At 32.9% G+C, this 20,339-nt stretch carries 20 protein-coding genes; 12 read left to right on the top strand and 8 right to left on the bottom strand.

Annotation, left to right across the window (positions count from 1 at the left end; all coding sequences use genetic code 11):
• The first annotated feature begins 39 nt into the window (after nt 1-39).
• The 6 genes from ACK5ON_RS10475 to ACK5ON_RS10500 all read left to right on the top strand — a co-directional run bounded on the left by ACK5ON_RS10475 (nt 40) and on the right by ACK5ON_RS10500 (nt 7,020).
• Nucleotides 40-1,857, top strand: coding sequence for a gliding motility-associated C-terminal domain-containing protein (locus ACK5ON_RS10475; RefSeq protein WP_409822234.1), 1,818 nt, complete (start codon nt 40-42; stop codon nt 1,855-1,857).
• Nucleotides 1,858-1,892: 35 nt separating this feature from the next.
• A complete protein-coding gene (locus ACK5ON_RS10480; protein ID WP_409822236.1) occupies nt 1,893-2,681 on the top strand; it encodes a TrmH family RNA methyltransferase in 789 nt (262 codons plus the stop codon).
• Nucleotides 2,682-2,753: 72 nt separating this feature from the next.
• Nucleotides 2,754-4,973 (top strand): RelA/SpoT family protein, encoded by a 2,220-nt coding sequence (locus ACK5ON_RS10485; protein WP_396174672.1) that lies wholly within the window; start codon nt 2,754-2,756, stop codon nt 4,971-4,973.
• Between the two features lie 65 nt (nt 4,974-5,038).
• Complete coding sequence (locus ACK5ON_RS10490; RefSeq protein WP_409822238.1) at nt 5,039-5,497, top strand: Fur family transcriptional regulator; 459 nt, start codon at nt 5,039-5,041, stop codon at nt 5,495-5,497.
• The gene (locus tag ACK5ON_RS10495; RefSeq protein ID WP_409822240.1) at nt 5,494-5,709 is read left to right on the top strand and encodes a hypothetical protein; all 216 of its coding nucleotides are present in this window, start codon (nt 5,494-5,496) and stop codon (nt 5,707-5,709) included. Before ACK5ON_RS10490 ends, ACK5ON_RS10495 begins: the two co-directional genes overlap by 4 nt.
• A gap of 39 nt (nt 5,710-5,748) precedes the next feature.
• Entirely contained in the window at nt 5,749-7,020 is a 1,272-nt protein-coding gene (locus ACK5ON_RS10500; protein ID WP_409822242.1) for an adenylosuccinate synthase, read from the top strand.
• Between the two features lie 132 nt (nt 7,021-7,152).
• Here the strand turns inward: ACK5ON_RS10500 and ACK5ON_RS10505 are convergent, their stop codons facing one another.
• From ACK5ON_RS10505 to ACK5ON_RS10540, 8 genes are all read right to left on the bottom strand, one after another.
• Nucleotides 7,153-7,923: a LytR/AlgR family response regulator transcription factor gene (locus tag ACK5ON_RS10505; RefSeq protein ID WP_409822244.1), complete on the bottom strand. Its 771-nt coding sequence runs from the start codon at nt 7,921-7,923 to the stop codon at nt 7,153-7,155.
• A gap of 142 nt (nt 7,924-8,065) precedes the next feature.
• A complete protein-coding gene (locus ACK5ON_RS10510) occupies nt 8,066-8,356 on the bottom strand; it encodes a 2TM domain-containing protein (protein ID WP_409822265.1) in 291 nt (96 codons plus the stop codon).
• A gap of 20 nt (nt 8,357-8,376) precedes the next feature.
• Nucleotides 8,377-8,682: a 2TM domain-containing protein gene (locus tag ACK5ON_RS10515; protein WP_396157099.1), complete on the bottom strand. Its 306-nt coding sequence runs from the start codon at nt 8,680-8,682 to the stop codon at nt 8,377-8,379.
• A gap of 2 nt (nt 8,683-8,684) precedes the next feature.
• Nucleotides 8,685-9,017, bottom strand: a complete 333-nt coding sequence (locus ACK5ON_RS10520) for a 2TM domain-containing protein (protein WP_396157100.1) — start codon at nt 9,015-9,017, stop codon at nt 8,685-8,687.
• Nucleotides 9,008-10,366 carry a histidine kinase gene (locus ACK5ON_RS10525; protein WP_409822247.1) on the bottom strand — a complete coding sequence of 453 codons (1,359 nt, stop codon included), beginning with the start codon at nt 10,364-10,366 and terminating at the stop codon, nt 9,008-9,010. Before ACK5ON_RS10525 ends, ACK5ON_RS10520 begins: the two co-directional genes overlap by 10 nt.
• Before the next feature lie 64 nt (nt 10,367-10,430).
• The gene (locus tag ACK5ON_RS10530) at nt 10,431-11,051 is read right to left on the bottom strand and encodes a hypothetical protein (protein ID WP_409822249.1); all 621 of its coding nucleotides are present in this window, start codon (nt 11,049-11,051) and stop codon (nt 10,431-10,433) included.
• A gap of 278 nt (nt 11,052-11,329) precedes the next feature.
• Nucleotides 11,330-11,737, bottom strand: a complete 408-nt coding sequence (locus tag ACK5ON_RS10535; RefSeq protein WP_409822251.1) for a DUF2141 domain-containing protein — start codon at nt 11,735-11,737, stop codon at nt 11,330-11,332.
• 3 nt (nt 11,738-11,740) lie between these two features.
• Nucleotides 11,741-13,882, bottom strand: coding sequence for a TonB-dependent receptor (locus ACK5ON_RS10540; protein WP_409822253.1), 2,142 nt, complete (start codon nt 13,880-13,882; stop codon nt 11,741-11,743).
• 678 nt (nt 13,883-14,560) lie between these two features.
• On the opposite strand from ACK5ON_RS10540, the gene ACK5ON_RS10545 reads away from it, so the two are divergent.
• The 6 genes from ACK5ON_RS10545 to ACK5ON_RS10570 all read left to right on the top strand — a co-directional run.
• Nucleotides 14,561-15,106 carry an IS1096 element passenger TnpR family protein gene (locus ACK5ON_RS10545; RefSeq protein ID WP_409822255.1) on the top strand — a complete coding sequence of 182 codons (546 nt, stop codon included), beginning with the start codon at nt 14,561-14,563 and terminating at the stop codon, nt 15,104-15,106.
• An 85-nt stretch (nt 15,107-15,191) separates the two neighbouring features.
• Complete coding sequence (locus ACK5ON_RS10550) at nt 15,192-15,584, top strand: four helix bundle protein (RefSeq protein WP_409822257.1); 393 nt, start codon at nt 15,192-15,194, stop codon at nt 15,582-15,584.
• Nucleotides 15,585-15,632: 48 nt separating this feature from the next.
• Nucleotides 15,633-16,691 carry a nucleoid-associated protein gene (locus ACK5ON_RS10555; protein WP_409822259.1) on the top strand — a complete coding sequence of 353 codons (1,059 nt, stop codon included), beginning with the start codon at nt 15,633-15,635 and terminating at the stop codon, nt 16,689-16,691.
• A 427-nt stretch (nt 16,692-17,118) separates the two neighbouring features.
• On the top strand, nt 17,119-18,957 hold the full coding sequence (locus tag ACK5ON_RS10560) for a hypothetical protein (RefSeq protein ID WP_409822261.1): 1,839 nt from the start codon (nt 17,119-17,121) through the stop codon (nt 18,955-18,957).
• A 91-nt stretch (nt 18,958-19,048) separates the two neighbouring features.
• Nucleotides 19,049-19,945: an ABC transporter ATP-binding protein gene (locus ACK5ON_RS10565; RefSeq protein ID WP_396174297.1), complete on the top strand. Its 897-nt coding sequence runs from the start codon at nt 19,049-19,051 to the stop codon at nt 19,943-19,945.
• Between the two features lie 11 nt (nt 19,946-19,956).
• Nucleotides 19,957-20,339 (top strand): ABC transporter permease (locus ACK5ON_RS10570; protein ID WP_409822263.1); only part of this gene is annotated, 383 nt, incomplete at its 3' end.

Raw genomic sequence — 20,339 nt, forward strand, 5'->3', positions numbered from 1 at the left:
AAAATAATTACTTAACTTTAGCTCGTTAACCAGTTTGCTGTGAAATTAAAACGATTTTATTTACTTTTTATTGTACTTTTTGGTGTCATTTTTATAACAAATGGTCAAAATGTATCCTTATACAATCAGTTCAACGGTCGTTTTGATTTCACTTTTATAGGCAATACCTTGAATGTTCAGCCCAATGGTGCTAATGATCCGTGCCTCTTATTGCCAAGCTCGGACGCCACTTTGAATTTAAGTCCAACAGATGTTATCGAAAACGCCTATTTGTATTGGGCTGGTTCTGGAACTGGTGATTTTAATGTTAAACTAAATGGAATTGACATCACTTCGCAACGAAATTTTTCGGCGATTCAAAGTTCTAATGGTAATCCGTTTTTTAGTGCCTTTGCCGATGTTACAACACAATTACAAACCACTGGAAATGGCCTCTATACTTTTTCTGACCTTGATGTATCTCCATTTTTAAATCCGGATACTTATTGCAACAACGGAACCAACTTTTCTGGCTGGGCAATTGTAATTGTGTTTGGCAATCCAACATTACCACTAAATCAGATTAATGTTTATGACGGATTAGAAGCATTATCAACTGCCGTAGTTAACGTTCAAGATCAACTGATCATCAATTTAGGAAACTTAAATGTTTTGGATAATTCTGGGGCCAAACTAGGATTTGTTGCCTGGGAAGGTGACGCTAACATTGCGAATCAAGAATCATTATTGATTAATGGAAATATCATAAATAACCCTCCGTTAAATCCGGGAAATAATGCTTTTAATGGCACCAATAGCATCACTGGTAGCAGTAGTTTATACAATATGGATTTGGATATTTATGACATTCAAAATTATATAAGCATTGGTAACTCTACTGTTGAAGTAAAAATGACCACCGCACAAGATTTTGTTTTAATAAATACCATAGTCACTAAACTTAACAGTCAATTGCCCGATGCTACAGTGGCAATAAATTCTGTTGAAAATCAATGTGACTCGAGAACTATTGTGGTAAATTATACTATCTCCAATTTGAACTGTACAAATCCGCTTCCTACTCAAACACCCATTTCAATTTATATAAATAATCAATTATTGCAAACTACTACAACCAATGCTGAAATTCCAGTTGATGGTTCTATTTCCTCCCAAATTACATTGGTAATTCCCAATTTAATACCTGATACTTTTGAAATCAAATTTGTGGTAGATGATACTGGAAATGGTACCGGAATTGTAGCCGAATTAATTGAAACTAACAATACTTTTTCCATTTCGAATACTTTTTGGATTTCGCCTACTTTTAATACCTTAGAATCTTTAATCTCTTGTAATGAGGGATTTACTAGAGGAACTTTTGATTTTTCGAGTTATGAAGAATTGGTAAAAACGAATTCAAATGATACAGTTCAACTTTATGAAACTATAGAAAATGCAACGAATGGTGTAAATCCTATTTTAAACACAACAAATTATGTTGCAATAGCAACTCCCAAAGAAATTTTTATAAGAATTGACAATGAAAATTGCTTTAGTATTACCTCATTTTTACTAACGACAAGAAATTGTCCGCCAAAAGTTTATAATTACATTTCTGCCAATAATGACACTTACAACGATAATTTGACAATTGATGGTTTATATGATATTTTTCTCGATTTTAAAATAGAGATTTATAACCGTTGGGGAAGATTGATTTGGATAGGAAATCAAAATACCGATAAATGGACTGGTCAAGTAAAAGACGGAATTGGAAGTGAAAATGCACCTGATGGCACTTATTTTTATTTGTTGTTTTTAAATGATATTGATTATCCTGAACCCTTGAAGGGATTTTTATATCTAAATCATTAAAAAAATGAGGTAACTTTGGACTTTCAATAAATAGCATGAAACAAATTACTTCGTCACAAAATCCGTTTGTTAAATCTTTAATCCAACTACAAGAAAAAACAAAAGCCCGAAAACAATCAGGCACTTTTTTGATAGAAGGGATGCGCGAAATTGAATTGGCTATTAAAGGAAATTACGAAATAGAAACCATACTTTTTCTTCCTGATTTAGTTTCAGAACAACAAATAACTAAATTAACAAATAACCAAATCAACCTTATTGAAATCTCTATTGAAGTTTATCAAAAACTTGCTTACCGTGATACAACCGAAGGAATTATTGCTGTTGCTAAAATCAAATCATCACAACTTTCTGATTTAAAACTACCCAAAAATCCATTGATAGTAGTTATGGAAGCCATCGAAAAACCGGGAAATATTGGTGCTATGTTGCGCACCTGTGATGCTGCCAATGTAGATGCCGTAATCATTGCCAATTCAAAATCCGATTTATACAATCCCAATACTGTTCGTTCTAGTGTAGGTTGTTTGTTTACCAATCAAATAGCGATGGCTTCAACAGAAGAAGCAATTGCATTCTTGCTTAAAAATAACATCAATTTTTATAGTGCAACGTTACAAAATTCTACTTCCTATCACACGCAAGATTATACTCAACCAACAGCAATAGTGGTGGGTACAGAAGCCACGGGACTTTCTCAACCATGGCGAGACCAAGCTAAACAAAATATTATCATTCCTATGCAAGGCGAAATTGACAGTATGAATGTATCGGTGGCTGTAGCCATATTAATTTTTGAAGCCAAAAGACAAAGAGGGTTTTGATTAAGGAAATTAACTTTATGATTTGCACATCTCATTTGTTCTTCCTAATTTTAGGAATTGTTTGAAAATGCTATGATTGAAATTGATTTAGAAGAAGAAAAAAAAGCCATTGCCCGAGAATATAAAGAATTGCTTCGCATTAGTTATCAAACCTTAACCGAAACTGATAAAAAACTAATTCGGAAAGCGTTCAACGTTGCAGTTAATGCTCATAAAGACCAACGCCGAAAATCAGGAGAAGCTTATATTTTTCATCCTATTGGTGTTGCCAAAATTGTGGCTTCCGAAATTGGACTTGGTGCCACCAGTATTGCCGCCGCTTTGATGCATGATGTGGTAGAAGACACTTCTATTACAATTGAAGAAATTGAAAAAATGTTCAATCCAAAAGTAGCCCATTTGGTAGAAGGTTTGACCAAAATTTCTCAAGTAAAAAAAGACATGAACATTTCATTGCAAGCGGAAAATTTTCGTAAAATGCTATTGACACTCAATGATGATGTTCGAGTTATACTAATCAAATTGGCCGACCGTTTGCACAATATGCAAACGATGGATTCCATGCCCGATTACAAACAAATAAAAATTGCTTCCGAAACCCTCTACATTTATGCTCCATTAGCGCATCGATTGGGTTTATATAACATTAAAACAAAGCTCGAAGATTTAGGATTAAAATATACCGAACCCGAAATTTATAAAGAAATTGTCAGTAAAATAAAGGAAACCAAAGAAGAACAAGATGCCTATATTGCCACAATATCGGATGTTTTAAAAAAATCTTTAGACGAAGAAGGTGTAGATTATGTCATGAAAGGCAGACCAAAATCCATTTATTCTATTAGAAGAAAAATGGCCGCTCAAAATGTGACCTTCGAAGAAGTATATGATAAATTTGCACTCCGTATAATCTATAAATCTAATCTGCACGATGAAAAATTCTTGGCTTGGAAAATCTATTCCATAGTTACAGATCATTATCGTCCCAGCCCAAGTCGTCTGCGCGATTGGATTTCTTCGCCAAAATCAACTGGTTACGAAGCATTACACATAACGGTTATGGGACCAAAAGGGCGTTGGGTGGAAATTCAGGTGAGAAGTGAACGCATGGATGAAATTGCAGAAAAAGGATATGCTGCCCATTATAAATACAAACAAGGCGCAACCGAAGAAAGCGGTTTAGATACATGGCTCAATCTTTTGAAAGAAGCTTTGGAAAGTTCGGAAACTAATGCGGTAGATTTTGTAGAAGATTTCAAAATGAATTTGTATGCTAAAGAAATCTTCGTCTTTACACCAAAAGGAGAAATCAAATCCTTGCCTAAAGGTGCCACTTCACTCGACTTTGCATTTAGTATTCACTCCGAAATTGGCATTAAAACAAGAGGAACTAGAGTTAACGGAAAATTGGTTCCTTTAAATTACGAGTTAAAAAGTGGTGATCAAATTGAAGTAATAACTTCTGTTCATCAAAAACCAACCATCAACTGGTTAGATTATGTAACTACTTCGAGAGCAAAAAATAAAATTAGAAACGTACTCAACGAAAATACTAAGAAAATTGCCGAAGACGGCAGAGAATTATTGACAAGAAAACTAAAACACTTAAAAATCACATTGAATGAAGGTGTTGTCAATGAAATGGTAAATTTTTTTAAACTTAAAACCAGTTTGGATTTGTTCTATCGTGTTGGAATTGGTTCAATTGAAAACCAACAACTCAAGGATTTTGCTGCTCAAAAAAGCAATACCTTAATGAATTTTTTTAAGAGTAAAATTAAACGTTCGCCAAGTTCACAGCCCGAAGACATCAACAAACAAGAGCTCAATAAAAATTTTGACATGCTCGTTTTTGGTTCGGAACAAGATAAACTGGATTATAAATTATCATCCTGTTGCAACCCAATTCCTGGTGACAATGTATTTGGTTTTATTACTATAAATGAAGGAATTAAGGTGCATAAAAAAGATTGTCCAAACGCCATCACATTACAATCCAATTATGCCTATCGCATCATGCAAGCCAAATGGATTGACTCTTCACAGCAAGAATTTAAAGCCATTTTGAAAATTACAGGAATGGATAGTTTAGGATTAACCAATGAATTGACAAAAGTAATTTCTAACAACATGCACGTAAATATTCAAAGTATTTCCCTTAGTGGTGAAGCTGGAATTTTTAACGGAAAAGTAGCTGTGATTGTACAAAATAATGCTATTTTGAAAAAATTAATTGATAACATTAAGAAAATTGATGGCGTTGATAAAGTAACAAGGGTTTATACCAATTGATATCTTTTATAAAAACTTTGAACTTTAAACTTTTAAACCTTAAACAAAAGATTTAACTTTGTCCCATGACACTAATTTCCAACGATAATTCTAAAAATCAAGAAACCGTAAAAAATGTTTTTACGATGTATCTCGAGAACAAAGCACATCGCAAAACACCTGAACGTTATGCTATTCTTCAGGAAATTTATAATAGCGAAGAGCATTTTGATATTGAAAATTTGTATATCAAAATGAAAAACAAAAACTATCGTGTGTCTCGTGCTACGCTATACAACACTATCGAACTTTTATTGGATTGTGGTTTAGTGCGGAAACATCAGTTTGGACAAAACCAAGCGCATTATGAAAAGTCGTATTTCGATAAGCAACACGACCATATTATTATGACCGATTCTGGGGAAGTAATTGAGTTTTGTGACCCAAGAATTCAAACCATCAAACAAACCATTGAAGATATTTTCGGAATAGAAATTCACAACCATTCGTTGTATTTTTATGCTACAAAAAAGAATAATATATGAAACCTATCGACTATTTCAAAAAGACTTTTGTTATTGTTTTTGTTTTTATCGTTGTATCTAAGTTGGTTTTTCAACTTATAGATGATATGGATAAATTTACAATTAACTTTGTCATAAAAATTATCGCTGTAGCTTTTATAACAGCATTGGTGATGGGCGGTATGAACTATTTTGCCAAAGTAGGTTTTATCCCAAAGGCAAAACAAGAATAAAAAGACAACAACTAACAACAACACACAACACAAATTAAAATGACTGTAGATTTACTACTCGGATTACAATGGGGAGATGAAGGAAAAGGAAAAATAGTTGACGTTCTTACTTCAAAATACGATATCATCGCTCGTTTTCAGGGCGGACCAAACGCTGGTCATACGCTTGAATTTGACGGAATAAAACACGTTTTAAGAACTATTCCTTCAGGGATTTTTCACAGTAATAATATAAACATCATTGGAAACGGTGTCGTAATTGACCCAGTCGTTTTTAAAAGTGAAGTAGATGGTTTGGCCAAATTTAATCTTGATTTGAAATCAAAACTGATTATTTCACGCAAAGCACATTTGATTTTACCCACACACCGTTTGCTCGATGCTGCTTCGGAAGCTTCAAAAGGGAAGGCCAAAATTGGCTCTACACTCAAAGGAATTGGACCAACCTATATGGATAAAACCGGAAGAAACGGAATACGTGTAGGCGATATTGAATTAGCTGATTTCAAAGAAAGATACCGTGCTTTGGCAGACAAACACGAGGCCATGATTGCATTTTATGATGTAAACATTCAGTACAACTTGGCCGAAATGGAAACGGAATTCTTTGCAGCCATTGAAGATTTGAAAAAACTGGATTTTATTGATAGCGAAGAATATTTGGCACAAGCTCAAAAAGCCGGAAAATCTATCCTTTGCGAAGGCGCACAAGGTTCGTTGTTGGATGTCGATTTTGGAACGTATCCTTTTGTAACCTCATCCAATACTACTGCGGCTGGTGCTTGTACTGGTTTAGGAATTGCTCCGAATAAAATTAAAGAAGTCTATGGAATTTTCAAAGCATATACTACTCGTGTGGGTTCTGGACCATTTCCAACCGAAGATTTTAGCGAAGCGGGAGATTTGATGGCAAGTGTAGGCAACGAATTTGGTTCCGTGACAGGAAGAAAACGCCGTTGTGGCTGGTTGGATTTGGTAGCCTTGAAATATGCTATCCAAATTAATGGTGTAACCCAACTCATGATGATGAAAGGTGATGTACTCTCGGGTTTTGACACTTTAAAAGTAGCCACAGCTTATAATTATAATGGAGAAGTGATTCATCATTTGCCCTACAATATAGAGGAAGAAAACGTCACTCCTATATATACTGAATTCAAAGGATGGAAACAGGATTTGACCGGACTAACCAATTTTGAAAGCTTACCAAAAGAACTAAAAACATACATCGAATTCATAGAACAAGAAGTGGCAGTACCAATAAAGATTGTTTCTGTTGGTCCTGATAGAAAACAGACGATTATGAGGTAATTAATGTAAATTGTCATTTCGATTAAAAGATGAAATCTCCTAAACTTAAAAAGTTGATTTTTCCCTTTGTAAAAAATAACAGAGCATTCATATTAGTTGAAAAAAGTTAATTAACTTTAATTAAAACTCACGTTACCCCAACCAATCTTTAAAATCATTTACGCGTTCTCGCGCTACAATTATCTCATCATCTTTGTATGAAAGTAGAATTACTTTTAAACGAGAATTGCTATGCATTTGAATTTCTTTGATTCCTTTCATTGGAATGATAAATTTTCTAGAAACACGATAGAAATCCTTTGGATCAAGTTCGGTTTCCAGTAGTTCTAAAGTGGTGTCCAAAAGGTAATTTCTATTGTCAAAAGTATGCAAATAGGTTCCTTTGTTTTCGCTATAAAAACACTCTACTTCTTCTATGTTTACCATCTTGAGTTGTTGTCCCATTTTGATGGTAAACCGTTTTTTAAAGGTTCTATCAATTGGGTTGACCAACATTCTTTTGATAGCATCAAAATCTAAATTAGAAACGATACTTTTTTGAAATTGATTTTTGAATTTTGATATTGCAATTTCTAATTCATCATCGTCAATAGGTTTTAATAAATAATCAATACTGTTTAACTTAAAAGCACGCAACGCATATTCATCATAAGCCGTAGTAAATATTACAGCACTTTTAATGTCACACTGAACGGAGCAAAAGTGTTCAAAAATTTCAAAAGACAAACCATCCGATAATTGTATGTCAAGAAAAATCAAATCGGGATGACTGTTTTTCTCAAACCAATCTATTGATTCCTCTACCGAATGCAACAGTGTATTGACTTGCAAGCCGAGTTTCTCCACTTTTCGTTGAAGCAATCGTGCTGCCGGTTTTTCGTCTTCGATGATGATGATTTTCATTGCTAGGTTTAAGATTGTTTAGGATTGTTTAGGATTGTTTAAAATAGTTTAAAATTGTTTATAATTGTTTAAGATTGTTTAAAATAGTTTGAAGCGGATAAAATAATAACTGCTTACTGCAACTGTTTACTGAACACTGATTTCACTCCCACTTGTTGTTCTTTTCTTTCTCCATCAACTCTTTAATCTTTTTTTCTTCCCAATCTTTTCCCATAATTAAGGAAGGCAGAAATACTGATAATCCGTGGGCTGCTAAACCAATTCCCCAGAATAATGCAGTTGAAAAAGTTTTAAATTTAAAAAAACTTTCACCTTCATCGAGGTTTTGAACATTGACAATAATTATCATGGTATTGACAACAATATAGACAGTTAAATGCGTGTAAAATCCTTTGATTTTCTTAACTCGTTTTGCTGCTTCTTGGAATTTTATTTCATCATAATTTTACATAATTATTCCAATTTATTTTTTCTATTTTCTTCGTCCATATATTGTTTGATCTTCCGTTGTTCCCAATCGTCATTCAAAAAAAATGGAAAGAAATTAAAAGTTCTGATAGCATGAAAAAGCAATCCAATTCCCCAACCAAATAATGACCAAAAAAACCAAAGATATTGAGGTGTGTATTTTAAATTTATAAAAATTAAAACCGCCATGACTAATACATAAGATAGTAAATGACTGTAAAATCCTTTGATTTCTTTGACTTGCTTTTTGGCACGCTGGTATTTTTCGTATTCTTCGTTATTTTTTTCCATGATTATTCCCATTTTTGTTTTGTTTCATTTTGTTTATTCATCATTTTTCTGATTTGTTTTTGTTCCCAGTTGGTTCCAAAAACTCTTTCAGCTAAAAATAATTTTAATCCTTGAACTACTAAGAAAAAAGTCCAAAAACACATTACAAATCCATTTATATATTTAATTGGTAAAAAATTAAACTGAACGCCAAAATAGGTTTTTAGAACATAAATTATAATACCAATTACATATATAAAAAGATGAGTGTAAAACTGACTTAACTTTTTTACTCTTTCACGAACTGATTCTTCGGGTGATTTTTGGCTCTCCATATTTTCCATGATTACTTCCATTTGTTTGTTGTGCTATTCTCTTTATTTAATATCTCTTGAATCTTCTTTTCTTCCCATGATTTTCCATAACCAAAAGTCTCAAAAGCATGAAAAGAAACGCCCATTCCCCATCCCAACACGGGTAACCAAAACCATTGAAATCCGCCTGATTGAATGTTAATAAATATGAGTAAAGGAATGACGCAGCAATATGAAATTAAATTGCCATAAAATCCTTTTAGTTTTTCAACTCGTTCTTTTGCTCTTATAAAAGCCATGTTCTCACTGTAAATGTTTTTTGTTTCCATGATGGCAATTTGTTTTGTTAAAATTGGAATTTTTACTTTAAATTCGGTTTGTGTCTCCTCTACCAAAACTTTTCGCTCTGAAATGAGCGCATAACGATTGACGATGTTTTGCAGTCCAACACCTTTTCGCTCTTGCAAGATTTCTTTCTTCTGTAAATTATTTTCAACGATTAAGTAACTGTTTTCAAAATAAATTTTGATGTGTAGCGGTTTTGTCTCGCTAACCACATTGTGTTTGATCGTATTTTCTAATAAAAGTTGTAACGAAAGCGGCACTACTTTGGCCTCTGTCATTGAAAGGGACGAAGCAATCCAATCCTCATCTGTTGGCAATTCATAGGTAATACAATTTTCAAAACGCATTTTCAACAAGTTCATATACGTTTTGGCGAAAGCCAATTCTTCTTCAACAGGAACCAGCTCTTTGTCCTTTTGTTCCAAAACATAGCGGTATATTTTTGACAACGAAGTGGTGAATTTTTGAGCATTATCTGGATTTTCTTCTATCAACGAACTCAACACATTTAAACTATTGAACAAAAAATGTGGGTCGATTTGATTTTTTAAACTTTCAAATTGTGCCGAAGCGGTTCCAGCAATTACTTTTTGTTCTTTTACCTTATTTTCAGTGTATGCTTTATAGAAATAGAACGCATGAAAAGCCAGGGTTACAAAAAACGTAACAATAATAGCTACCAAGTAATTGGACATTTCTTCATTATTTAAAAAAGCGCTAAATGAACTTCCTTCTACTAGTACATCTTCAAAAATTCGCAATAGAAAAATAACTATAATTGACACTAGAAATGATGCTATAAAACCAATTACTATTCGTTTTGGGATAAATCTATCCGTTTTGAAAATCTTATCCAAATAGATAAAAATAGCAGCATTAGCATAGTATAACGAAAGACTATAAAGCATGGTATAACCAAAATTCACCAATAAATAATAATCAAACTGAATTTTGTTTCCTGTAATTATCCTAACCACCAACAACACAAAAAAGATGGTGAAGGATATGACAATAGCTCTTGGAATTTCTTTTATCAACTGTTTCATAGTTAATGTTTTTTAGGTTCTGAGGTTTTTTCTTTGTGCCTCAAAACCGTAACACTTCTTTTCTTTATTTACACCCTTTCAACGCTTCTTGCGCTCTATCCAAACCCCATTTTGGTGAAAAAGGTGTTTCTGGCTTAAAGTTAGCAAATAGTCCAATTGATTTTTCAATTTGAGCACACATTGGCTTAATATCTGTTCCCCAATATTTTGCGCCACCAATTTCAAATTCGGCTTTGGAGAAAACTGCTCTTGGGTTATTTGGATTTATGGCCAATGCTTTTCCATATTCTTCCATTACTAATCCTGTATACTTCACTCCATTTGTCATTGGATCTTGAATTAAAATAACAGTGTAGAGCATCGCTTGAACTACCATGATTTCATCATTGTTCGGACTAATTAAAGTAGCGTTATCAATGGCATCTTGAGCTTTAATAATCATGGCTGGCACTTTTTCTTTATTGGCTGGATTGAACGCTTCGGTGGTGTTGATTAATGCCACATAATAATTGGGTAACCAATTGCTTTTCTCTGCTGCCGCAATGCGTTCCATTAATGCTGATGCTTCCTGTGCCTTTCCTTCTCCCCAAAGCCCAAGAGCTTTCCCCATTCCTTGTTCAAAAGAGGTTTGAGCTGTTAGTAATGAACTAATAATTAATGCGATGGTGATGATAATTGTTTTCATAATTGAAAAGTTTAGTGTTGTTTAAAAGTTTAAGGTTGTTTAAAATTGTTTAAGGTTGTTTAATGTTGTTTAAAAGTTTACTGTTGTTTAAAATTGTTTTTGAAATTGATTTTTGAAATTGAATTTGATTTTTGAATTTGATTTTTGAAATTGATTTTTGAATTTGATTTTTGAATTTGAATTTGAATTTGATTTCTGAGGTAAAAATAGTGTCGTTTTGTTTGTTGTGAAATTTAAACTTACTGAACTGTTTAATTTGATGGATGAACTGTTGAATATTAAATTTTCATTGTAATTGTTTTACTTTCTTTGGCTATAAATTTGGCATCTTTGTATTTAGGTGCACTCATAAAACCTTTTGCGTTGTTTGAAACTGCATAATCTTCTTTTGGAATTCCCATAAAATTGGTATCCAACTTACCATTGCCGTTTTCGTCATGATAGGAACTAATAGCATATTCGCCTTTTGGCAAATCATTGAAAATAACTACTGCTTTATTATTTTCAATTTTTACAATTTTACCTATAGTTGGCTTTTTTAAAAACTCCTGTTCTGATTTGTAAACGGCTATGTAAGCCATTCCTTTGTTGCTTTTGTACCCTGTGATTTCTACTTTTAAAGAAATATTTTGAGCAAATCCTTTAAAAGATAAAATAAATGCTGTCAATAAAATAATTCGTTTCATGTGTTATAGATTGTTTAATTGATTGTCTTTTTTATTATCACTAATAGTCCAAAAGAATCCCACGAAGAAAAACCGATCTGCTGTTGGAATAATTTCTTTTCTTTCATAAATGCCATTTGCATTGGGTGTGTTGGCATAATCATACCCAAAAACATTTTGAGTTCCTAAAACATTGGAAACTGAAAAGTACAAAATCTTTTGCTGTGTTAGCAAATACGCCCAGTTAAAACTTAAATTATTAAAGTTTTTTGTTTTACCATTCATAAATGCGGTTTCATTCGGATTATTATATGGTCTTCCGGTGCTAAATTGATGCGTGAAACCCACTTGCGATTTCCAATCAGAAATCCAGTATTTAGTCACAACTGACAAACTATGACTGGCAACAAAACTCGGCGTAACGGTAGCTGTAAAATTTTGATAATCTCTTTTTGTATCAATATAGGAATACGAAATCCAATATTCTAGATTTTTAATACTGTTTCCATCTCTCCAAAAAACATCCAATCCTTTGGCATAACCACTTCCAGCATTGGAAAATTGAGAATTTAATTGTGCTCTTTCGGTGTCATATTTAACTAAATCTGTATACCCTTTGTAATACACTTCAGCTCGCAACGTTTTACTGTTTTTGGTGTATTGGTAATTCAAAATATAGTGTGACGCTTTTTCGGTTTCAAACTGATTTGAGTACTTCAAATACTCTTGACGTGGTGCTTGTTCAAAATCGCCATAGGCAAAAGCAAACTGACTGTTCTTTGAAACTTTATAAGCCAATGAAGCTCTTGGAGAAATAGTGTTTTCATCAATATAATCATTATTTGAAGCTCTTAAACCTATTTTAGTTGCAAACTTTTTGGAAAAGAAAATATCAGCTTCGGTATAAACAGCAGCAATAGCAGCATCATAACCGCTTGAGAAAGTAGTATTAAAATCTTCATCAAATTTGGTCATAAAATAATCACTTCCAAAAGCCAGTTTTACTTTGTCTGAAAGCTTTTTGGTGAGTTTTAATTTCAAATGAGATGCGTGTTCATTATTGTTTACATCATTTGAATCTATGCCAATTTTATTTTGTCCGTAACCATAACTCAATCCAGTAAATAGTTGCCAATTGCCACCAAAATTTCCTTTATAAGAGGAATTGAAATAAAAATTAGTGTTGTTCAAATCTACTCTCACGGGCTCTGGCTGATTGATATCTTCTTGGTTTATATCAAACCGTGAAGCGTCAAAAGCGGCATAGGCCTTAAAAATACCATTAGCAAAATTATAACGATATACCGCTTCTCCCGATAAGGACTGAAAAGGCCTGTTCCAATCTACATTTTGAGGAATGGCAACTTGGTAAGCCGCTAAATCAATATAGGCAGTATTAATACTTAGCGAACTTTTTTTCCATTTTTGGGTATTGCTCAACCCTAATCCCACGGTCATCAACGAAATATCGGTTTTATTTTGATCGGGTTCATCTTGTGTATTTAATAACAATACACTCGATAACGCTTCGCCATATTCCGCCGAATAGCCACCTGTAGAAAATGAAATTCCGCTAAACAAAAAAGGAGAAAATCGTCCACGAGTGGGCAAATTATTGGTGGTTGCACCATACGGCTGTGCCACTCTGATGCCGTCTACAAAAGTTTGGGTTTCGTCGGCTTCGCCACCACGAACATACAGCCGTCCATCTTCGCCCACGTTTTGTGTTCCGGGTAAGGTTTGCAACGCCGCAATAATATTGCCTGCCGAACCGGCAGTAGTAACTATATCCAAAGGTTTTAAAACCGAAACCCTGCTTTTTTCTCCCGCGCTAAAGGTTCCTGCAGTAATGACCACCGCATCAAGCGTGTTACTACTTTCTTTTAGTAGGATAACACGATTTTTATATGTAGCCACATCAATAGCAAGTTTCAAGGTTTCATAAGTCAAAAAACTAATCACCAAAGTTTGGTTGCCACTGGCAGTTGTAGTAAAACTAAAATTTCCTTGTTCATCAGAAGAACTTCCGTCATAAGTACCTTCAATATAAACATTGGCACCCACTATGGGTTTGTTTTTTGCATCCACCACCATGCCCGAAATGGTTTGCTGTCCATAACTTGCTACAGCTAAAAATGCAACTAAAAAAAGGCAAAGTGGTTTCATGTTTTACAATTTGATGAAGCAAATCTGCAAAAAAGGAGGAAATTAAAAAATATAAGCTAACCGAACTGTTGATTTATTGGGATGAAGTGTTTTTATTTTACGTTGGTTAGTTTTTAGTGTCGTTCATCGATTTTCCATAAAAATAGTTGGATATGTAATTGTACCCGAGCAAAGCGAATTGACGAAGTAAATCCGCCTATCGGGGACCTATAAGGGGTGGAAAATAAATTATAAGTTATAAAATACACCTGACAGGTTTTAAAAACCTGTCAGGTGTGGAAAAAAACCTGCTACACAAAATTTCCCGACTTTGAACTATAAAAAAACCTGTTCCGTTAAGAACAGGTAGTCTTCAGTTTGAATTATTAATTATCTGACAGGATATTTATCTTTAAAGAACTTCTTCCCTTTTATATCAAGTAGTTATTCTTGTTTTTTCAGATTATTAAAGCTAAATTACTGCAATTGATGCGCTTAAACTAACTTAATCGTTAAACTACCATAAAACTCGATAGAGTTACATTTCTTTCTTTTTTGATGCATTTCGTCGATACTTTGTTATGCCATTTCGTTTCAAAAATTCACTATACGTATAGTTATCATTTAAAATAAATTGAATTTATAGTGTAAGGGTCATGATTAATATTTTACCTTTGCTAGCTTACAAAAAATACGATTATGGTTTATAAATTTAGAGTAATTCTCGATGCAGAAGAAGATGTAATTAGAGATATTGCTATTCTTGAAAGTGATACTTTGGAGGATTTGCATAACGCTATTGTCAACGCATTCGGATTTGACGGATTAGAAGTGGCTTCGTTTTATACGTGTGATGATACGTGGAATCAAGAATATGAAATCCCAATGTTTGATTTTGGCGATGTTCCTGGCGAAAACAAAATCATGAGCGATTATCAATTGGCTGATATTCTTGACACGGAAAACACTAAAATTATTTATGTGTATGATTTTATCAATATGTGGACATTTTTGGTAGAACTTGCCGCCGTTGAAAATACTGTTGAAACTGGAATGATTTACCCCAATTTATTATTCTCACATGGTGAAATACCAGCCGAAGCCATGGAAAAACATTTTCAAGCCGATTTTGAAGAAGATGACAGCTATAGCGAGTTTGAAGACGATTTAGACGAAGACGATTTAGATGCTTTTGGCGGAGAAGATAACTTTGAAGATTTTGGGTTTGAGGAGAATTGGAATTAGGGAAAGTTTGAAATTGTTTAAAGTTGTTTAAAATTGTTTAGAGTTTAATATTGTTTAAAGTTGTTTAGGGTTTAATATTGTTGTTATGGCTACTGTAAAACGTTTTGAAGATTTGGAAATTTGGCAAGAAGCTAGAAGACTTTCAAAAGAAATTATTATCATCTCAAAAACTACTGAACTTAAAACCGATTATAAATTTAAAGAACAAATCAAAGGTTCCTCTGGTTCAGTAATGGATAATATTGCTGAAGGATTTGAGAGAGACGGTAACTTAGAATTTCGTCAATTCTTATCTACAGCAAAAGGTTCCGCTGGAGAAACTCGATCTCAAGTATATCGGCTTTTTGACAATGATTATATCAATGAAGAACAACAAAAACAATTAGTTTCGGACTACGAAAAATTAATCATCAAAATACACAATTTTATAACTTATCTAAACAAAAAAGATTTTAAAGGCACAAAATTTATCAAGTAAACAACCTTAAACCTTTAAACAACCTTAAACAACCTTAAACCTCAAACAATGCTAAACCTATTCAACGCCCACATAGAAACCTTATCCATTCACCGAGTGGGAAACAAAAGTCGAAACGAAGCGATATTCCTTTCGGAGCAACCTTATAATTTGAATGATGAAATTGTTCCGCTACTAAAGGAATATTTCTTCAAACCCTTCCGTGAAAAAGAAGAAAACTATTTCCAGTTTGCCCACGAAGTAGATATAGAATACAACGATATGTTCAACTTAGTTTCCGAGATTTTTACTAATCCAAGTGAAACGCATGAAGTATCAAAAAAGATAACCAAACATCTTTTTGAACAATCCAATCACCCACACATCAAGAACGGAGAAGTATATGTGGCTCATATCACCAATTTGAATATTGACAATACTATAGTGGATGCCGTAGGGGTTTTCAAAAGTGAAATTCAAACTGATTTTATGCAGTTTGAAGAAAAAGGTACAACACTCGAAATGATATTGCAACAAGGAATAAATTTGAACAAACTGGACAAAGGATGTTTGATTTTTAACCACAAAAAAGAAGAAGGATATAAAATCTTGACTGTTGATAGCAATCGTTATGATGCGCGTTATTGGTTGGAACATTTTCTTTCGGTGGATGCTTTTCAAGACGAAAATTTCTATACCAAAAAGTATTTGAAATTCTGTCAAAACTTTGCTAAAGATGTTGTTTTTCCTGCCGAAGACAAGAAAGAAGAAGTAATGTTTATGAACCGTTCGGTGAATTATTTTGCCAAAAACGATTTGTTTGAAGAAAGCAATTTCTTGAATGAAGTATTAGACAATCCTGATTTAATTCCGGAGTTTAAAAACTATAAAGTAGACAAAGGCGAAAAGTATAGTATTGAGGATGTTACGACTTTCCCAATAGCAAACGGAGCCGTTACTGATGCCAGAAAATCGATAAAAAATGTTATAAATTTAGATACCAATATTCAAATTAAATTAGATTTCATCAATCCTGAAAGTGCTGAGAAATATGTAGAAAAAGGTTGGGACGAAGAAAAGCAAATGTATTACTACTTGGTTTATTTTAATAAAGAACAGAAGAGTTAGTACTCAATCCCGTTCCGAAACTTCGGGTTCAGGACAGAAAATAGTGTTCAGAATCTAATCCTCAATTGGTAAATCGGTTGTGGATTTTTTTTATAGAATATTACCAATTATTTTTGTCCGATAAATTTTAATCAATAATGAAAATGTCGCTCCGATGGAGCTATATTTTATATTTTCAATAATAATTCAATTTTCTACAAACATATCGCTCTTAAAGGAGCTATTTTAGTCCCATCGTGACTTAATGTTTGTAGAAAAAATGTTATTCAAAAAAACGAGCTCCAGCGGAGCGGCATGTTAAAATTCATAATAAACATTGTGTTAAAAATATAATTATTCTTTTTTATCGGACACAAATGATTACCAATGTTAAAATCAGTAATACAGCCACTATATTTCTTTATATTTGTTAAAATGGCTTAACCAAATGAATAAAAAGATACTTTTCGGAATGCTATTGTTTTTTCTAGCTTACATTAACTCCATGGCACAAGTAACAGACAGTGGCAACGATTCAATTAAAATCTATAAAAAAATTGAAGATTATTCCAAAAGAAATAAATTTAACCAAGCGCTTTATAAACTTCTATTTAAATCAAATCGCAAATCAAGTGCAAGTTCAACAGATCAAAGAAATGCCTATTTCAATAAAAAATCATTTGAAAGATACGAAGGGAAAATCATAAGAAACATTAACATATCAACGCTCGACCCATTTGGATATTCTGTAGATAATTATTCCAATGAACCCGAAAAAGGAATTGAAAAACTTGGAAACAAGTTGCACCTAAAAACCAAAAAATGGACGATTAGAAACCTATTGCTATTTAAAAAAAATGAAGTTTTAGATTCTCTCATAATAATAGAATCGGAACGTTTAATAAGAAAGCAACGCTATGTTAGAAGTGTTGTTATTAAACCCGTTGAAATTCCAAATTGCAAAGACTCTGTTGATATTTCGGTTCGTGTATTGGACTCTTGGAGTTTAGTTCCTGATTTTGCCATTACAAGTTCACAAGCTAGCTATGGTATAACAGAAAAAAACTTTTTAGGTTTAGGACATGAATTTGAAAATGATTTTAAAAACCGTTTTGATAACGGACAAAATGCTTACTATGGCAGGTATTCCATCCCTAATTTCAAAAACACTTATATTAATTCTACATTTATTTATGAAAATTCGTTGGATAATTATACCACAAAAAGTGCTCGTGTTGAACGAACTTTTTTCTCTCCATTAACACGATTGGCTGGTGGTGTCTATTTTGAAAATAAATTTTATAGGGATTCACTACCGGATAACAATAATGTTTTTGAAGATCAGATTTTTAAATTAGAAACACAAGATTATTGGTTGGGTCACTCCTTTAAAATTTTCAAAGGAAAAAATATCGATTTTAGAACTACGAATCTTGTAACTACTATTGGCTATAAAAATGTCAATTATCTAAATGCCCCATCAGAGGAATATGATCCATACCACTTTTATGCCTCCGAAAAATTATACTTAACAAGCATTGGTATCAACACTCAAAAATTTATACAAGATAAATATTTATTCAATTTTGGAATTATTGAAGATGTTCCTTTTGGACAAGTTTACTCAATTACAGCCGGATTTCAGGATAAAAACAATACAAAACGAGCATACTTTGGTGGACGATTTGCCTATGGTTATTATTTTTCATTTGGTTACCTAAGTTTGAATACAGAATTGGGAAGTTTTTATTCTAATGGCAACAGTGAAGAAAGCACTTTTAGATTTGAGCTAGTCTATTTCTCAAAATTAGCAAATCTAGGCAGTTGGAAAGTAAGACAATTTTTCAAACCAATTGTAGTCCTTGGAAATAATAGAGTTCCAATTATAAATGACCGCATTATGATTACGGATGAAAATGGAATTTCTGGGTTAAATAATCCTATGATAAATGGCACTAAAAAAATTACAACTTCATTTCAAACACAAACCTATGTACCTGGAAATTGGCATGGATTTCACTTTAGCCCCTATTATAATATGACATTTGGATTGCTAGGCGATGAAACAAATACTTTATTTACTAGTAAATTGTATTCGAAATTTAGTTTGGGTGTATTGATTAATAATGATTATTTAGTTTTTGATAATTTCCAAATTTCCATATCCTATTATCCTTCTATTCCTTTTGAAGGATCAAATATTTTTAGGAGTAATTCTTTAAAAAACAGCGATTTATCATTGCCCGCTTTCCAAATTGGACAGCCACTAATTGTACCTTATAAATGATATAACCCTACTGTAATTTTTATTTTGAAAAATCTACAGTAACAAAGTCATTGTTTATTCGTCCTACTTTTAATCTCAAAAAAATAACCCTTTGGATTCTACTATTCTTTCAATAAAAAAACTCAACAAACGTTACGGCAAAATACATGCTGTAAAAGACGTTTCCCTAGAAATACATAAAGGCAATGTTTATGGAATTCTTGGACCAAACGGAAGTGGAAAATCAACTACATTAGGAATTGTGCTGAATGTAGTTAATAAAACTTCGGGCGAATACAGTTGGTTTAATGGTACCATGGAAACCCATGATGCTTTGAAAAAAGTGGGTGCCATTATTGAAAGACCCAATTTTTATCCCTACATGACGGCTGTTGAAAACCTTGAACTGGTATGCAAGATTAAAGGAATTGGTTATTCAAAAGTTACCGAAAAACTAGAAATTGTTGGACTAATTGATAGAAAAGACAGCAAATTCAAAACCTTTTCATTGGGAATGAAACAACGATTGGCCATTGCTTCTGCCCTATTGAATGACCCCGAAATATTAATTCTTGACGAACCAACTAACGGTTTAGACCCACAAGGAATTCATCAAATTCGAGATATAATTAAACTTATTGCATCTCAAGGAACAACTATTCTCTTGGCTTCACACTTATTAGACGAAGTGGAGAAAGTGTGCAGTCATGTCTTGGTTTTGCGTTTTGGAGAAATTTTATATTCGGGAACAGTGGATGGTATGAGTAATCAACATCGTTTTTTTGAACTAAAAGCAGAGAACAATACTGCTCTAATCGAAACACTAAAAAATCATCCAAATTTTGAAAAAATTTCAGAAGCGGAAGGAAAAGTAATTGTTCATTTCAAAGACAAAGTGGATGCTGGCCAATTGAATAAGTATTTATTTGACAAAGGAATTGTATTAAACCATTTAGTAAACAAAAAAATGAGTTTAGAGGAGCAATTTTTAGCATTAACCAATACCTAAAAGCCACAAATATGAAAAGATTACTCGCCATCGAATTACAAAAAATCTGGAAAAACAGGGCTAGCAGAATATTGACTATTAGTTATTTTGTCATTCTTTCTTTTATTGCTTTAATAGCTTCAATCAAATTTGATATTGGAAACTTTAAATTGCATTTTGCTGAAATGGGGATTTTCAATTTCCCCTATATTTGGCATTTCAATACCTACATTGCATCAATTCTAAAATTATTTCTTGCCATTGTTATTGTTTCAATGATGGCAAACGAATACAGTTATGGCACGCTAAAACAAAACCTCATCGATGGCATGAGTAAAAAGGAATTTATACTCTCCAAATTTTTGACCGTCATCCTTTTTGCCTTTACTTCTACTGTGTTTGTTTTTGTGATGTC

The organism is Flavobacterium sp. (assembly GCF_046317795.1).
Classification (GTDB): domain Bacteria; phylum Bacteroidota; class Bacteroidia; order Flavobacteriales; family Flavobacteriaceae; genus Flavobacterium.

Excerpts from the sequence above, each read along its gene's own strand:
- ACK5ON_RS10500 (WP_409822242.1), top strand. The coding sequence starts at position 5,749 with ATGACTGTAGATTTACTACTCGGATTACAATGGGGAGATGAAGGAAAA.
- ACK5ON_RS10560 (WP_409822261.1), top strand. The coding sequence starts at position 17,119 with ATGAATAAAAAGATACTTTTCGGAATGCTATTGTTTTTTCTAGCTTAC.
- ACK5ON_RS10505 (WP_409822244.1), bottom strand. The coding sequence starts at position 7,923 with ATGAAAATCATCATCATCGAAGACGAAAAACCGGCAGCACGATTGCTT.
- ACK5ON_RS10490 (WP_409822238.1), top strand. The coding sequence starts at position 5,039 with ATGACACTAATTTCCAACGATAATTCTAAAAATCAAGAAACCGTAAAA.
- ACK5ON_RS10495 (WP_409822240.1), top strand. The coding sequence starts at position 5,494 with ATGAAACCTATCGACTATTTCAAAAAGACTTTTGTTATTGTTTTTGTT.
- ACK5ON_RS10480 (WP_409822236.1), top strand. The coding sequence starts at position 1,893 with ATGAAACAAATTACTTCGTCACAAAATCCGTTTGTTAAATCTTTAATC.
- ACK5ON_RS10545 (WP_409822255.1), top strand. The coding sequence starts at position 14,561 with ATGGTTTATAAATTTAGAGTAATTCTCGATGCAGAAGAAGATGTAATT.
- ACK5ON_RS10520 (WP_396157100.1), bottom strand. The coding sequence starts at position 9,017 with ATGGAAGTAATCATGGAAAATATGGAGAGCCAAAAATCACCCGAAGAA.
- ACK5ON_RS10515 (WP_396157099.1), bottom strand. The coding sequence starts at position 8,682 with ATGGAAAAAAATAACGAAGAATACGAAAAATACCAGCGTGCCAAAAAG.
- ACK5ON_RS10485 (WP_396174672.1), top strand. The coding sequence starts at position 2,754 with ATGATTGAAATTGATTTAGAAGAAGAAAAAAAAGCCATTGCCCGAGAA.
- ACK5ON_RS10555 (WP_409822259.1), top strand. The coding sequence starts at position 15,633 with ATGCTAAACCTATTCAACGCCCACATAGAAACCTTATCCATTCACCGA.
- ACK5ON_RS10540 (WP_409822253.1), bottom strand. The coding sequence starts at position 13,882 with ATGAAACCACTTTGCCTTTTTTTAGTTGCATTTTTAGCTGTAGCAAGT.
- ACK5ON_RS10530 (WP_409822249.1), bottom strand. The coding sequence starts at position 11,051 with ATGAAAACAATTATCATCACCATCGCATTAATTATTAGTTCATTACTA.
- ACK5ON_RS10535 (WP_409822251.1), bottom strand. The coding sequence starts at position 11,737 with ATGAAACGAATTATTTTATTGACAGCATTTATTTTATCTTTTAAAGGA.
- ACK5ON_RS10525 (WP_409822247.1), bottom strand. The coding sequence starts at position 10,366 with ATGAAACAGTTGATAAAAGAAATTCCAAGAGCTATTGTCATATCCTTC.
- ACK5ON_RS10550 (WP_409822257.1), top strand. The coding sequence starts at position 15,192 with ATGGCTACTGTAAAACGTTTTGAAGATTTGGAAATTTGGCAAGAAGCT.